The 14187-nt window shown below is 67.5% G+C and carries 13 protein-coding genes; 11 read left to right on the forward strand and 2 right to left on the reverse strand.

The genetic code is table 11. The annotated features are described in order from the left end of the window. The 10 genes from ITP53_RS33725 (at nucleotide 1) to ITP53_RS61350 (ending at nucleotide 9493) form a co-directional block, all read left to right on the forward strand. The gene (locus tag ITP53_RS33725) at nucleotides 1-495 is read left to right on the forward strand and encodes a nucleotide exchange factor GrpE (protein WP_195899506.1); all 495 of its coding nucleotides are present in this window, start codon (nucleotides 1-3) and stop codon (nucleotides 493-495) included. After that, nucleotides 495-1433, forward strand: a complete 939-nt coding sequence (locus ITP53_RS33730; RefSeq protein ID WP_195899507.1) for a DnaJ C-terminal domain-containing protein — start codon at nucleotides 495-497, stop codon at nucleotides 1431-1433. The genes ITP53_RS33725 and ITP53_RS33730 overlap by 1 nt, the downstream gene beginning before the upstream one ends. After that, nucleotides 1430-1723 carry a chaperone modulator CbpM gene (locus ITP53_RS33735; protein ID WP_195899508.1) on the forward strand — a complete coding sequence of 98 codons (294 nt, stop codon included), beginning with the start codon at nucleotides 1430-1432 and terminating at the stop codon, nucleotides 1721-1723. The genes ITP53_RS33730 and ITP53_RS33735 overlap by 4 nt, the downstream gene beginning before the upstream one ends. Before the next feature lie 11 nt (nucleotides 1724-1734). Then, nucleotides 1735-4353, forward strand: a complete 2619-nt coding sequence (gene clpB / locus ITP53_RS33740; RefSeq protein WP_195899509.1) for an ATP-dependent chaperone ClpB — start codon at nucleotides 1735-1737, stop codon at nucleotides 4351-4353. A 1-nt stretch (nucleotide 4354) separates the two neighbouring features. After that, nucleotides 4355-4783, forward strand: coding sequence for a thioredoxin (gene trxA / locus ITP53_RS33745; RefSeq protein WP_195899510.1), 429 nt, complete (start codon nucleotides 4355-4357; stop codon nucleotides 4781-4783). Then, entirely contained in the window at nucleotides 4780-6444 is a 1665-nt protein-coding gene (locus ITP53_RS33750; RefSeq protein WP_195899511.1) for an FAD-dependent oxidoreductase, read from the forward strand. The genes trxA and ITP53_RS33750 overlap by 4 nt, the downstream gene beginning before the upstream one ends. 5 nt (nucleotides 6445-6449) lie before the next feature. After that, nucleotides 6450-6899, forward strand: a complete 450-nt coding sequence (locus ITP53_RS33755; protein ID WP_195899512.1) for a DUF1931 family protein — start codon at nucleotides 6450-6452, stop codon at nucleotides 6897-6899. Nucleotides 6900-7042: 143 nt separating this feature from the next. Continuing rightward, the gene (gene htpX / locus ITP53_RS33760) at nucleotides 7043-7894 is read left to right on the forward strand and encodes a zinc metalloprotease HtpX (RefSeq protein WP_195899513.1); all 852 of its coding nucleotides are present in this window, start codon (nucleotides 7043-7045) and stop codon (nucleotides 7892-7894) included. A gap of 289 nt (nucleotides 7895-8183) precedes the next feature. Continuing rightward, nucleotides 8184-8675, forward strand: coding sequence for a DUF1345 domain-containing protein (locus ITP53_RS33765; RefSeq protein ID WP_207756766.1), 492 nt, complete (start codon nucleotides 8184-8186; stop codon nucleotides 8673-8675). Continuing rightward, nucleotides 8672-9493 carry an FAD-dependent oxidoreductase gene (locus ITP53_RS61350; protein ID WP_407941348.1) on the forward strand — a complete coding sequence of 274 codons (822 nt, stop codon included), beginning with the start codon at nucleotides 8672-8674 and terminating at the stop codon, nucleotides 9491-9493. The genes ITP53_RS33765 and ITP53_RS61350 overlap by 4 nt, the downstream gene beginning before the upstream one ends. Here the strand turns inward: ITP53_RS61350 and ITP53_RS56315 are convergent. Then, on the reverse strand, nucleotides 9403-9858 hold the full coding sequence (locus ITP53_RS56315; RefSeq protein WP_207756767.1) for a hypothetical protein: 456 nt from the start codon (nucleotides 9856-9858) through the stop codon (nucleotides 9403-9405). The genes ITP53_RS61350 and ITP53_RS56315 overlap by 91 nt on opposite strands. 468 nt (nucleotides 9859-10326) lie before the next feature. Between ITP53_RS56315 and ITP53_RS33780 the strand changes: the two genes are divergently transcribed. After that, a complete protein-coding gene (locus ITP53_RS33780) occupies nucleotides 10327-11424 on the forward strand; it encodes an FUSC family protein (RefSeq protein WP_195899515.1) in 1098 nt (365 codons plus the stop codon). A 466-nt stretch (nucleotides 11425-11890) separates the two neighbouring features. Here the strand turns inward: ITP53_RS33780 and ITP53_RS33785 are convergent. Next, nucleotides 11891-14187, reverse strand: a 2297-nt coding sequence (locus ITP53_RS33785; protein WP_207756769.1) for an ApeA N-terminal domain 1-containing protein, incomplete at its 5' end; no start/stop codon positions are given.

Below are 14187 nucleotides of genomic sequence, written 5' to 3' on the forward strand. Positions count from 1 at the left end.
ATGAACGAGAACGCACCCAAGATCCAAGAGGAGCCGCGCGAGGAAGCCACGGCCGCGGAGACGGATGCCAAGCTTGCGGAGCTGGAGGACCGCTGGCTACGCGCCGTCGCTGATCTGGACAACCTCCGCAAGCGGATTTCCCGTGACAACGAGCGGCTGCGGGCCGAGGAGCGGGCCAGGGTGGCGGCAGAGTGGCTGCCCGTCCTGGACAACCTGGAGCTCGCGCTGAGCCACGCGCCAGGCGGTCAGGGAGCGATTCTCGAGGGCGTACGGGCGGTGCGGGACCAGGCCGTCGCCGTCATGAAGAATCTCGGCTACGCCCGCCATGAGGAGGTGGGCGTGCCCTTCGACCCCACCCGCCACGAGGCGGTGGCGGCCGTCGAACGGCCCGACGTCGCGCCCGGCACCGTCGTGGAGGTGCTGCGGCCCGGCTACGGCGAGGGCAAGCGGCAGCTGCGGCCCGCGATCGTGGCCGTCGCTAAGAAGGCGGAGTGATGGCCACACGGCGGGACTTCTACGAGGTGCTCGGCGTGGACAGGAACGCCGACGCCGACGAGATCCAGCGGGCCTACCGCAAGCTCGTGCGCGCCTACCATCCCGACGTCAACAAGGATCCCGGGGCGGAGGACAGGTTCAAGGAGATCTCGGAGGCCTACGCCGTGCTCTCCGACCCCGAGACGCGCCGCCGCTACGACGCCTTCGGACACGACTTCCGCCAGGTGCCGCCCGACGTGGACCCCGCGGAGTACGCCCGTGCCCGTGCCGGCGCCGGCACGCGTGTCGGCGCGGGCGGCACGTGGCGGTCGGCGCCCCCCGAGGGCTTCGGCTTCGGCGCGGACATCGACCTGGACGACCTGCTCGGCGGCATGTTCGGCGGCCGTGGTGGGCCGCGCTGGGGCCCTGTGCCCGGCGCTGACCAGGAGGCGCAGCTCACGCTGACCGTCGAGGAGGCATACCGTGGCGGACGCCGCAGCCTCACGCTGCCCGGCGGCAAACGGCTGGACGTCACGATCCCGCCCGGGGTCACGAACGGGCAGCGCATCAGGCTCGCCGGCCAGGGCGGGCGGGGAGGCGACGGAGCGCCGCCGGGCGACCTCCACCTGATCGTGCGGATCGCCGACCATCCCCGCTATCGCGTGGAGGGCCGCGACATCCACACCGCCCTGCCACTCGCCCCGTGGGAGGCGGCGCTGGGCGCCACGGTGCCCATCGACACGCCGGGCGGCGAGGCGAAGCTGAAGGTGCCCCCGGGCACATCCACGGGCCGCCGCCTGCGGCTGAGAGGGCGCGGCATGCCGAACCCGCGCGGAGCGGCCGGCGACTTCTTCGCCGAGGTCCGGATCATGGTGCCGGCCACGCTCACCGACGCGGAGCGGCGCCTGTTCGAGCAGCTCGCCGCCGCATCCCGCTTCGATCCGAGGGGGCGCTCATGATCTACGCGCTGGTACGACCAGTTCGGCTCGACCTCGATTCCTACGCGCGGGCAACGGGGCTGCACCCGTACGTCGTCGGCCGGCTGGTGGCGCTCGGCCTGCTGGAGCCGGACAGGAACGCCAGGGGGGAGCTGTGCTTCGCTCCCTCCCAGGTCGCGGCGGCCGCCCGCATCCAGCGCCTGCACGAGGGCCTGTCCATCAACTACGCCGCGATCGGCGTGGTCATCGACCTCCTCGACCGGATCGAGGAGCTCGAGACCACCCTGCGCGAGCTTTCACCACCACGCTAGGGGGGACCGGAGTGGATCCGAACCGGCTGACGCAGAAAACGCAGGAGGCGCTGCACGACGCCCAGACCAAGGCTCTGCGCTACGGGCACACCGAGGTCGACGGCGAGCACCTACTGCTGGCTCTGCTCGACCAATCAGAGGGGCTGGTGCCCCGGCTGGTGGAGCAGGCGGGCGCCGACCCGCAACGCCTGCTCGCGAACCTGGAAGCGGAGCTGGAGCGCCGCCCCAAGGTCAGCGGACCGGGCGCCGCGCCCGGCCAGGTGTTCCTCACCCAACGCCTGGCACGGCTGCTGGACGCCGCGGACCGGGAGGCGCGCCGGCTCAAAGACGAGTATGTCTCGGTGGAGCACCTGCTGCTGGCGCTGATCGAGGAGGGATCCGCGACCGCCTCGGGACGGCTGCTGCACGACCAGGGCCTGACCAGGGATCGGTTCCTTCAGGCGCTCACCTCCGTCCGGGGCAACCAGCGGGTCACCTCGGCCATGCCCGAGGTCGCCTACGAGGCGCTGGAGAAGTACGGGCGCGACCTGGTCGCCGACGCCCGCGCGGACAAACTCGACCCGGTGATCGGCCGCGACACCGAGATCCGCCGCGTGATCCAGATCCTGTCCCGCAAGACCAAGAACAATCCGGTACTGATCGGCGACCCCGGCGTCGGCAAGACCGCGGTCGTCGAAGGTCTCGCACAACGAATCACCCGAGGCGACGTCCCCGAAGGGCTGCGCGACAAGACCATCTTCAGCCTGGATATGGGCTCACTCGTGGCGGGCGCCAAGTACCGCGGAGAGTTCGAAGAACGCCTCAAGGCCGTACTGAACGAAGTGAAAGCGGCCGAGGGCCAGATCCTACTGTTCGTCGACGAGCTCCACACGGTGGTCGGAGCCGGGGCGACCGAGGGCGCCATGGACGCCGGCAACATGCTCAAGCCGATGCTCGCCCGCGGTGAGCTGCACATGATCGGCGCGACCACGGTGCAGGAGTACCGCCAGCACATCGAGAAGGACGCCGCCCTGGAACGCAGGTTTCAGCCGGTGCTGATCGACGAGCCCTCGGTCGAGGACGCCATATCGATCCTGCGCGGCCTGCGCGAACGCCTAGAGGTCTTCCACGGTGTGAAGATCCAGGACAGTGCCCTCGTCGCCGCGGTGACGCTGAGCCACCGCTACATCGCCGACCGGTTCCTCCCGGACAAGGCAATCGACCTGGTCGATGAGGCGTGCGCGATGATCCGGACGGAGATCGACTCCATGCCGGCCGAGCTCGATGCGCTCACCAGGCGGGTGATGCGGCTGGAGATCGAGGAGGCCGCGCTGGCCAAGGAGGAGGATCCCGCGAGCCGGTCCCGTTTGGAGGAGCTGCGCCAGGAGCTGGCCGCCTCGCGCGCGGAGGCCGATGCGATGCGGGCGCAGTGGGAGGCCGAGCGCTCGGCCCTGCGCAAGGTCCAGAGCCTGCGGAAGGAACTGGAGGGCGTGCGGCGGGAGGCGGAGCAGGCCGAACGCGACTACGACCTCAATCGCGCCGCCGAGCTCCGCCACGGCAGGCTCCCCGAACTGGAACGCCGGCTGCGCGCCGAGGAAGAGCAGCTGGGCACCCGGCAGAACGGTCACCGGCTGCTGCGCGAGGTGGTGACGGAGAACGAGATCGCGTCCATCGTCTCGCGCTGGACGGGCATCCCAGTGACCCGGCTGCAGGAGGCGGAGCGGGACAAGCTGCTCAAGCTTGATCAGATCCTGCACGAGCGCGTCGTCGGTCAGGAGGAGGCGGTGCGGCTGGTGGCCGATGCCGTCATCCGCGCCCGCTCGGGCATCAAGGATCCCCGGCGGCCCATCGGGTCGTTCCTCTTCCTCGGGCCGACCGGGGTCGGCAAGACCGAGCTCGCCAAGTCCCTGGCGGCGGCCCTGTTCGACACCGAGGACAACATGGTGCGCATCGACATGAGCGAGTACCAGGAACGCCACACGGTCAGCCGCCTCGTCGGCGCTCCTCCCGGTTACGTCGGCTATGAGGAGGGCGGCCAGCTCACGGAGGCGGTGCGGCGCAAGCCGTACTCAGTGATCCTTTTCGACGAGATCGAGAAGGCCCACGCGGACGTGTTCAACACGCTGCTGCAGGTCCTGGACGACGGCCGGCTGACCGACGCGCAGGGCCGCACGGTCGACTTCCGCAACACCGTGGTCATCATGACCTCCAACATCGGCTCGCAGCACCTGATGGACGGGGTCACCTCCGACGGCGAGATCAAGCCCCAGGCGCGCGAGAGCGTGATAGCGGAGTTGCGCCGGCACTTCCGGCCCGAGTTCCTCAACCGGGTCGACGACATCGTGCTGTTCAAGCCGCTGACCGAGCTCGAGATCCAGCAGATCGTCGGCCTGATGTTCACCGACATCAGGCAGCGCCTGGCCGACCGCCGACTCACTCTCGAGGTCACCGAAGAGGCGCGCCGGCTCATCGCCAACCAGGGCTACGACCCCGTCTACGGCGCCCGGCCACTGCGCAGGTTCATCGCCCGCGAGGTGGAGACCAAGATCGGCCGCGCCCTGCTCGCCGGCGACGTGCCCGACGGGTCCACCATCACGGTCGGCGCCGACAAGGGCGAGCTGAACGTCACCTTCTACCCGCCCAGGACCTGACATGAACACCGTGAACTGCGCCCACTGCGGGAGACCGAACAGAATCCCGGATGCGTACAGTGGCAGGCCCCAATGCGGGATCTGCCACCAGCCTCTGCCATGGATCGTCGATGCCGATGACAGCACCTTCGGTGAGGTCGCCGAGCGCGCCGACCTGCCCGTCCTCGTCGACTTCTGGGCGCAATGGTGCGCGCCGTGCCGGACGGTCACGCCCACGCTCGAACAGCTCGCCCGTGAGATGGCCGGGAGGTTGAAGATGGTCAAGGTCGATGTGGACCGCTCTCCGACTCTCGCCCGGCGATTCGTGGTCACGGCCGTCCCGACGCTCGCGGTGCTGCACGAGGGCCGGGTCGTGGCGCAACGCGCGGGCGCCGCGCCAGCCCCCCAACTGCGCGAGTGGGTCGAAGACGCGGTGCGAGCACCGTCATGACGGCATCGCCCTCCTGCGAGCTCGAGACGCCGGACCTGTGCGGGGCATATCCCCGGCTGGACGAGCAACAGATCGCTGAGCTGTCGCGGCACGGCCAGCGCAGGTCCGTGCCGCCAGGCGACATCCTCTACCGAGAGGGCGAGCCGATCCGGGAGTTCATCGTGATTCTGCGGGGCAAGGTCGCCGTGGTCGAGGGGGACGGCGAGGGTCGGCGGACGATCGCCGTCCACGGTCCAGGCCGCTTCCTCGGCGAGCTCGGCCTCCTCACCGGCCAGGCAGGCTTCGTGACCGCGGTCGTACGAAAGCCCGGAGAGGTGCTGGCCGTGCCGGCCGACGAGGCGCGGACGCTCGTAGCGGGCGACCCGGCGCTCGGAGACCTCATCCTGCGGGCCTACCTGACCCGCCGCGCCCTGCTGATCGGCCTGGACGCCGGGCTCCGCATCATCGGCTCCCGCTACTCACCCGATGCCCGGCGGCTGCGCGAATTCGCCGCACGCAACAGGATCCCGCACCGGTGGATAGACCTGGAGGAGGACGAAGCCGCCGACGCGCTCCTGCGCGAGCTGCGCATCTCCCCGCACGACACCCCAGTCGTGATCTGGGGCGGCGACCAGGTGCTCCGCAACCCGACCACCGCCGAACTGGCGAAGACCATCGGCCTGCCCGTCCCTGCGTCGAGCGCCGCCGTATGCGATGTGATCGTCGTGGGCGCGGGACCCGCAGGCCTGGCCGCCGGTGTGTACGCGGCCTCTGACGGCCTCACAACCGTCGTGCTCGATGCCGTAGCCGCAGGCGGCCAGGCGGGCACCTCGTCCCGAATTGACAACTATCTCGGCTTTCCCACGGGCATCTCGGGCGCCGAGCTCGCCGAGCGTGCCGTCATCCAGGCAGGCAAGTTCGGCGCCCGCCTGACCGTCCCCGCCGAGGCGAGCGGACTGGAACCGCGTGAAGGCCACTACGGAATCATCGTGGAGGGCGAGTGCGCCGTGAAGGCCCACGCCGTGATCATCGCAACCGGCGCCCGCTATCGGAAGCTCGACGTTCCCCACCTGGAAAAATTCGAAGGATCCGGCGTCTACTACGCGGCGACACCGTTCGAGTTGCGCATGTACCGGCAATCGCCCGTGGTCATCGTCGGCGGCGGGAACTCCGCGGCCCAGGCGGCACTTTACCTGATCAGGAACGCGTCGTCGGTGCGCATGCTCGTGCGCGGCGGCGACGTAAACGCGAGCATGTCCCGCTACCTCGCCGACGAGATCGACCGGACCCCCGGCATCGAAATCATGTACTACACCGAGGTATGCGAACTGCTCGGAGACCACACGCTACGGGCCGTCCGCGCGCAGAACACGCGCACAGGAGAACTCCAGGAGATCCAGACCAGCGCGCTGTTCACCTTCATCGGAGCCGACCCGCACACCGCATGGCTCAAGGGGACCCTCCAGCTGGACGACCGCGGCTTCGTCGTCACGGGCCAGGGCACATCGCCCTGGGGCGCCCTCCTCCCCCTGGAAACCGGGCACCTGGGCGTATTCGCCGCCGGCGACGTTCGCAGCTGCTCGGTCAAGCGGGTCGCGTCCGCAGTCGGAGAAGGCGCCATGGCGGTTCGCCTGGTGCACGAAAGATTCACCACCACAGGCAGTCAAGAGGGAGGACGGTGATTCACATGCCCGTGATCGCAGTTTCCAGGTTCGAGCGCTTCTTTCGCGCCGCCGCGGGACTTGACGTGGACAAGGCCGACCTTAAGCGCTACAGCGACTTCGTCAACCGCAAGCTGTACGACATGCTCGTCGTCGCCGAGGCCGCCGCGATGTCGAACCGGCGCGACATCATCCAGCCCTGGGACCTGCCCATCACCAAAGGACTGCAGGAGAGCATGCACGACTTCCGGGACCTGGACGAGGAACTGGACCTGGCATCGATCCTGGCGGAGCTCGCGGCGCTGCCTCCGCTGGATCTGTCTCTCAGCGAAGAAACCGAGGCCCGGCTGCCGGCCGTGGCGGGTGGGCTCTCCGTGGCGCTCGCCAGGGCGATCAGAGCCATAGAGCCTGATCGCAAGAACCCGGCGAGCAAGGAGTGGACACGCACAATCCGAGTCTTCGACCTGCTGCTATGACGAGATTTGGCGCGTTGCTGGTGCCTCTGCTCGCCACGCGATCGGATGGCGGCTGCTCGGGCACAGGAAGGCCTGGCCCACCCCACAGGAAGGATGGGCTCGAGCGCGATGGGTAGTAGATGCGTTCGAGAAAGGAGGACGCCATGCGTCACAACGGTTTGCGTACCGCGGCGCTGCTCGGCGCCCTGTCTGCTCTGATCATCCTGGTGGGGTGGTGGCTCGGCGGCAGCACCGGAATCCAGATCGACGTCCTGGTCGCGCTCGTCAGCAACGGCATCGCCTACTTCTTCTCCGACAAGATCGCGCTGTCGGGGATGCATGCCCAGCCCGTCGGCCCCGCTGACTGGCCCGCGCTGCACCAGATGGTCCGCGAACTGTCGGAGGAGGCGCGCCAGCCCATGCCCCGGCTGTACGTTTCGCCGATCCTGCAGCCGAACGCGTTCGCCACCGGGCGCAATCCGCGTCATGCCGCGGTCTGTGTGACCCATGGGATCACCCAGTTGCTGAACGAACGCGAGCTGCGCGCGGTCCTCGGGCACGAACTGGCGCACGTCTACAACCGCGACATCCTGATCTCCTCCGTGGCGGGGGCCCTGGCCACGATGGTTACCTACCTGGCCTACATGGCCGGGTTCTTTGGCGGGGGAGACGATGACGAGGGTCCCGGCTTCCTCGGGGCCCTCCTGATGATGATCCTCGGGCCGGTGGCGGCCGCGATGATCCAGATGGCCATCTCCAGGGCGCGGGAGTATCAGGCCGACGAGTCCGGCGCCCGGCTGACCCGTGACCCGATCGGGCTGGCCAGTGCGCTACGGAAGATCGATGTGGGCACCCGGCAACTGCCGCTGCCGGAGACTGGCCGGCTCTCCTCGACCTCGCACCTCATGATCGCTAACCCGTTCCGTGGCGGGGGCATCGGGAGGCTCTTCTCCACCCACCCACCGATCACCGACCGGATCGCACGGTTGGAGGCCATGGCCGTTTACCGCCGCTGATCTGGCTGTGCTCCGGGCCGGCGGGTAATTCTTCGGGGCGAGGGCAAGGTCAGCGACAGTGAGCGTGCGCTGGACTCGCACGTCGAAGGGGTGGCGTCGGGCCGTCCTGTGACACTCTGGTGCAGGTGAGGGCAGCGTGGGAGCGTCGCGGACGGCGGATACTTTCCTTGCGGCGGGTTTTGATGTGCGCCCTGCTCGGTGCCGTGGCCGGCGGAGGCGTCGCGCTCAGCGGCGCCCCTGAACTGTTCTTCTTCGTCACCTGGGATGTGGCTGTTTCCCTCGTCCTGGCGTGGGCGTGGCGGATCAGCTGGTCGCAGGCCACGAGGGGACCAAGCGCATCGCCGAAGAGGAAGGCGGTACGCACACCACCGACACGGGCATCCTGATCGCCGCGGTGGCCAGTCTCGCGGCCGTCGTGGCCGCCCTCCTCCGCCCGGGCAGCGATCAGGACCCGGTTGCCGCGATCGCAGCGATCTTGAGTTTGGTGACCGTGGTCCTGTCCTGGACTTTGACGAACACCGTTTTCGCCCTCAAGTACGCGCGCTTGTACTACGTCGAGGTTGACGGGGGCATCGACTTCCGGCAGGAGGAGCCGCCGAGCTATAGCGACTTCGCTTACACGGCGTTCACCGTGGGGATGGCTTACGGGGTATCAGACAATGTGCTGGCCAGCACCCGCATCCGGAAGGTCGCCTTCGGGCACGCCCTGCTTTCCTATCTTTTCGGCACCGTCGTTATCGCGGTGTCCGTCGGTCTCATCGCCAACCTGGGACAGCGATGAGCCCGTGTCGATGCGTGACGATCTCGAACAGTCCGCCTGGAGCGTCGAGACGGTACTGGCCGGGGCCGATCAACCAGTATCAGCAAAACGGTCTCGCATACGCCCAGGTCAATCCACGAGTCGCAACTCCTGCATCCCGCAGATTTAACGGACGCAGGGCATGCTATAGGCCTCCGAGGAGGTGGCACGGGGCAACGACGCGGCAGCGGCTCCAGCACTGTCTGGAGGACGCGGTGGCGGGCCGGCGCGGCAGCGTCCACGTCGTGGTGGTGGGCGGGGGCTCGACCGGGGTCGAGTTTGCCGGGACGCTGGCCGAGCTGCGGCGGCGCACGCTGCCGCTGACGCATCCCAAGATTCGTCCCGACCAGACGAGCGTGACGCTGGTGGAGCGCATCGGCTTCGTGCTGGCGCCGTACAAGCCGCAGCTGCGAAATGCGGCGGCGGCCGCGCATCCAGATGGGGGAGCACGTGGGCAAGCAGATCCTGGCGGCGGCTCAGGGACTGCCGCTGCGGCCGTTCTCGTACCGGGATCCGGGGATCATGGCGACCGTGGGCCGGGCCGAGGCCGTGTTGCAGCTGTCCAACGGATTGACCATGCGTGGGTGGCCGGCGTGGCTTATGTGGATCTTCATTCATGTGGCGTACCTGCTGGGCGGGCGCAACCGGATCACCGTGCTGGTCAACTTCTTCTGGCGGTACGCCGGGCCGCGTCACGCCGCCACCTGCGTCAGCCAGTGGGCGCCGCCGACAGGGCGGCCAGGTCACCAGCTTGGATACTGTCGCGCCACAACCGAAGCCGTGTCGGGCGGCCCCGGTAGCCGCCCGACACGCGCGGCCGTACGACGGCGGCGATCCTTGCCACATGGCGGCGGCGTACGATGCCGTCGGGGTCGAGCATCAGCACGTCGTCGGCCAGCATGTCGACCCACCGCAGCCCGCCCCACCGGCCAGACCAGACGGGCCCCTCCCCGTGCTCGGCGACGGGGTCGGTCACGGGGTACGAGGCGATGGTCATGCCGATCTCCTTGACACGCCTCACGGGACAGGTGCCGCTCATGCTGCCAGAACTGTCGTAGCCGACCATGAACCTCGCCAAGCGGTGTCGCGGCAGCTCAGCCTTGTTCACGAACGCCACCGCGAAGTCCACCATGGAGATCGGCGACCTGCCCTGTGCATCGGCCAAGTGGGCAAGGGTGCGGTTGGATGCGAGATGGCGGCACGGCAAGACAGCAACGAGGCTCCCGGTTGGGCATCAGATCTTGGTCGACTGCTGTCGTACCAAGGCATCTCATCCGCCCACCGTCCTTCGTGCACCAGCCACGACCCACCGTTTACCGGGATGGATGCTGAGAGGGTCTCATGCCGGTCAGCGACGTCGGCGCTCGATACACTGCCGTGTCCTCGAAAGGCCTGGTGAGGGAAAAATGCTGCTCGAAAACGGAGCGCCCGCTACCCGACGCGGGCAGCCTCACGATAAGAGGTAAAAGACGACCCGGAAGCCGCCAGGCGGGGCACCACGTCTGGGGGTGCGGTGATGGCACTTTCTGCCGCGAGGCGATGGCTGGACCGGTGGGGTGACCGAGTCCCCGGCTTGGGTCGATGGCGGCGGCGTGGGCTACGCCGCTGGGTGCGGCGTGAGAGGCAGTTGCTGATGCCGACGGTGACGGTCACCGTCGGCTGCCTGGTGGCTTGGTGGATCTCCACCGAACTGATCGGCTCACCTCAGCCGGTGCTCGCTCCCACCGGCGTGCTGCTGTCGGTGACGGCGACCGCCTACAGCACCGTGGTCCAGGCCGTCCAGCAGACCATCGCGGTGCTGGTCGGACTGGCGGCTGCAATCGGCTTCGTGCAGGTGTTCGGCACCAGCGCCGCCACCATGGCCGTCCTGGTCGCGGTCGCTCTGGTGGTCAGCAGAACCGTCGGCATACCGTGGCAGAACACACAGGCGCCCATCACCGCCCTACTCGTGTTCGCCCTGGGCCGCGAGTACGGCATGGTGCGGCTGCTCGACATTGTCATCGGCGCGCTCGTCGGAGCCACGCTCATACTGATGATCCCGCCCCGTCACGTGGGCCGGGCCGCTAAGGACATGGCCGACCTGGCCGATGATCTCGCCGACCTGTGCTCCGACCTGGCCGAAGGCGTCAGGCAATCCTGGACCGCGCACCAGGCGCAGAAATGGCTGGCCCGCGCCAGACGCATGTCCGTCAGGCTGCGTTCGGCCCACGAGAGCGCTGAACGAGCCACTGAGTCCCTGCGTTTCACCCTACGTCGGGCGCGAACCCGCCAGCGCCTGCGCCGCATCATGCAGGCTGTCCTATGCCTGGAGCACGCCTGCCTTCAACTGCGCGGCGTCGCCCGTGCCCTCGCCGACCTGGCTGCCGGGGTTCGCGGCCTGCCAGGACAGCGCGAGACCGGCAGTTTTCCCCAGGTCTTCGCCGACCTGCTGGATGCGATCGGGAAGGCTTACGCCTGTTTCGAGCAACTGCTGGTCGCCCCTGGCAGCGGCGAGGACCTGGTCCGCCTGCGCGCCGCCGTAGCGGAAGGCGAGCGCCTCGAACGCGCTGCCCGCAAGCAGATGGCAGAGATCGATCCGCATTCACCCCTCTGGACGTTGTACGGCGCGCTGCTCGACGACTGCGTCCAACTGCGACATGAGGTCGATCCCGACGACGGGCCACATCGCGACGCCATCCCCCCACGCGCCCGTGAACAAGCGGCCCGGCTCATGTCACGCCGGCGACACTGACCTTCCGCCGTCCAGCAGGTTCCCGGGGGTGTTGTCGGAATATATGCGGCGCTCTACCTGAGTGATGGATCAAGCATGACGGCTTGACACGCGCAACACAGTCTCGTGCGATAAGTGGTGGCGCTGATCCACGAACCGCCCGACCAGCACCAGATCGGTGCCTGCGTGCCGCGCTGGCCAGCCCGCCTGTCGGCTGGCGCGTGGTGGCGCGCAAGGAGATCGCCGACCATCTGCTCGGTTGCGGGTTTCGTTGTCCGCGCTGCTGACCATCACCAGGGTCTCGGCCGTGTAAGCGGTGGCCACGGTCGGCGTGGTCCGGCTGGGCATCGTGCCCTGGCCCGAGTTCGCCGGGTGCTGGTCTACCTTGTGGTCTCGATCGCCCACATCGGCGTCTGGCTGGCCTTGGACGGGAGGCTTCTGGGCCACGTCCGTTGACGTGGCCCAGACCCTATCCCGCCTACGTTGGTTAGCGTCTCTGCTTCTGCGCCCGCTCCTGAACCAGTTCAGAGCAGCCGAGGACGCGGAGAAGATGAGCGTGTACGACACCGTCAAGAAGGTTGGCGACCTCGTGCAATCCTTGCGGATCGTAGCCCCGGGAACCATGAGAAAGGTCGTTTCGAATCTGCCGGAGGCATGGAATGAGGGGAAGGGAGTGAATAGACATCGCTTCCCTGATCAGGTCCGTATCTTCCAGAAGAGGGCGAACGTTGATCGGCGCGCTATCGAAAATATGATGGAGCGCGGGATCGAGTCCGCTGATAGGACGCTTCGCCAGGAACTTCTTCAAAAACTTCATTGAGTCAGCGCCGAGCACCTGCGCTGCCTCCTCGAGGACGGCTGCACGGCGTTCTCCGTGAGACAAGCTGCGTGAGACAAAGTCTTCCTGCGTTTCGACACCGTGAAGGCCCTCGATTGCCTGGATGAGCAATTGGAACCTGGACCGTGGATGCTGGTCAGCAACGAACATGAGCGAGGCGTAGGTCTCCAGCAACGGGTGATGTTCGGCCGTGAGCTTTTGCCACCGCCTGAGCAATGTCAACAGGCCTGTGTCTTCATTGGCTAGGAAGAAGTTGGGCTGGGCCTTCTGCAATTCCCCAGGATCCGAGTAGCACGGCTTTTGGTGGAGGCCGAGCCCATAGACCTGCAGGGTCGCCGGCTGGGATCCAGGTACGTCCAGCTGCAGGTCTAGGTAGGTGATCTTTTCTAAGCGTCCTGTGGAGAGCGCAACCAGGTTGCATAGTGGTGTGGCCCAATCGTTGAGAGCCGTATCGAAGTCCAGCGGCTCCGAAAACGTCGCTTGAACTACGGGACTGAACGCTAGACGGAAGTGGTAGGCCGTGGACACGTTGAAGGAGTTGCGGAACCACAGCTCGGCCTCAGCCGAGCCATCCGACCACGTCTGTGTGCTCTCGGGCCGCCCAACAGCTTCCCAGGCCCAATCCAGATACTGCCTGCCGTCCGTCCCCTGCGGGAACTTGAACTGGCGGAGAGGGCCGATCCCGCTGACCGCGTCAAGGCCGGTGACCTGCATCGTCATTTGGGAAGCACGAATCGTGGTGGGAGCAGATGGGGCGCGGCCCACCAGTGCGGCTCTAGCGTGGATCCTGGCTCGATCGCGGGTCCACAACGCTACTACCGGGTCCACGAGAATTACGAGCAGACCGTTGAGCAATCGGCCAGTGACCAAGCTCGGCGTGTAGGTTTGAGGGAACGGAACCCATCTTGAGTTGCCGGCCTCCTCGTAGATGAGAGGAACGTTTCCATAGGCGTCGCCGCGCGGTGGTCGATTCGCCTGCAACACGAGATCGCCTTGCAAGGTGACGACATCACCGGTTTGGCCCGGAAGGGTCCACTCCACTCGGTACTGTCCAGGCTCCAAGATGTGCTTGAGAGGAACAACGTCAGACAAAGTGTCGCTTCCTGGTACGCATTTGCTCGTTGCAGTGTTATGAGGACGGCCACTGTCGCGCACGCTGAAAGGCGCGAACCTGGCGGTCGCGTTGTCGGCCGTGTCCGGACACAGTAGACCTCGACCGGCCAGATGGTCACCATCGGTGATTGGATGAGAGGTCCGCCAGACGGGTTCGGCTAGCCTGCGTTCTGCGCGGTGGTCATATCCGGCGTACGGGCGCGATGGCACGCATGGCTGGGAACGTCGCGAACCGGGCCACTGGTTGGCGCCCAGGTGCCGATCAAGGCTGCTCGGCGAAGTCGTGGGGACGATGAGGGCGTACCCTCCGCCCAAGAGCTGCCCGACCAGCTCTCTCGCGCGGAGTACGACCTTCAGCACGGGCGTACGGACATCGTCCTGCTCCAGTTCCCGCTCGCATTTGTCGACGAGGACCGGCCAGAGCAGCTTGGCCAGCTCGACCTTGTCGTTCCGGACTCGCATGCGGCCGATTGGCACGCGGATCTCCTGGTGGGCGGTTCGGGCCGCCTGGAGTTCGGCCCGCAGCCTCGTTTCCCAGCCGTGCGCCTCGGTGGAGGTATTGGACTGGGCTTCGGCGAGTTGCTTGATGGCGGGGATCAGTTCGTCGTCGGTGAAGTTGGCGAGTTCGTACTTGTCCGCGCCCCAGGTCTGGATGTCGACCAGGAGGTCCAGGTCTTCTTGGCGGATTGAGGAGCCCGGCGTTTTCCACCAGCAGATCGAGATCCCGCTGGTAGTGGCCCGGCGGTTGCAGCACAACCTGCACACAGTCGCCTGCCGGTGCGGCCGGGTGCACACCGCCGCACGCCCGGCGGGAGTAAGCGCCGCGCCGGTCG

Origin of the sequence: Nonomuraea cypriaca (assembly GCF_015645445.1) — a bacterium.
GTDB classification, from domain to species: domain Bacteria; phylum Actinomycetota; class Actinomycetes; order Streptosporangiales; family Streptosporangiaceae; genus Nonomuraea; species Nonomuraea cypriaca.

Coding starts and splice junctions, on each gene's coding strand:
- ITP53_RS33725 (WP_195899506.1), top strand. CDS start 1: ATGAACGAGAACGCACCCAAGATCCAAGAGGAGCCGCGCGAGGAAGCC.
- ITP53_RS33730 (WP_195899507.1), top strand. CDS start 495: ATGGCCACACGGCGGGACTTCTACGAGGTGCTCGGCGTGGACAGGAAC.
- ITP53_RS33735 (WP_195899508.1), top strand. CDS start 1,430: ATGATCTACGCGCTGGTACGACCAGTTCGGCTCGACCTCGATTCCTAC.
- trxA (WP_195899510.1), top strand. CDS start 4,355: ATGAACACCGTGAACTGCGCCCACTGCGGGAGACCGAACAGAATCCCG.
- ITP53_RS33750 (WP_195899511.1), top strand. CDS start 4,780: ATGACGGCATCGCCCTCCTGCGAGCTCGAGACGCCGGACCTGTGCGGG.
- ITP53_RS33755 (WP_195899512.1), top strand. CDS start 6,450: ATGCCCGTGATCGCAGTTTCCAGGTTCGAGCGCTTCTTTCGCGCCGCC.
- htpX (WP_195899513.1), top strand. CDS start 7,043: ATGCGTCACAACGGTTTGCGTACCGCGGCGCTGCTCGGCGCCCTGTCT.
- ITP53_RS61350 (WP_407941348.1), top strand. CDS start 8,672: ATGAGCCCGTGTCGATGCGTGACGATCTCGAACAGTCCGCCTGGAGCG.
- ITP53_RS33780 (WP_195899515.1), top strand. CDS start 10,327: ATGCCGACGGTGACGGTCACCGTCGGCTGCCTGGTGGCTTGGTGGATC.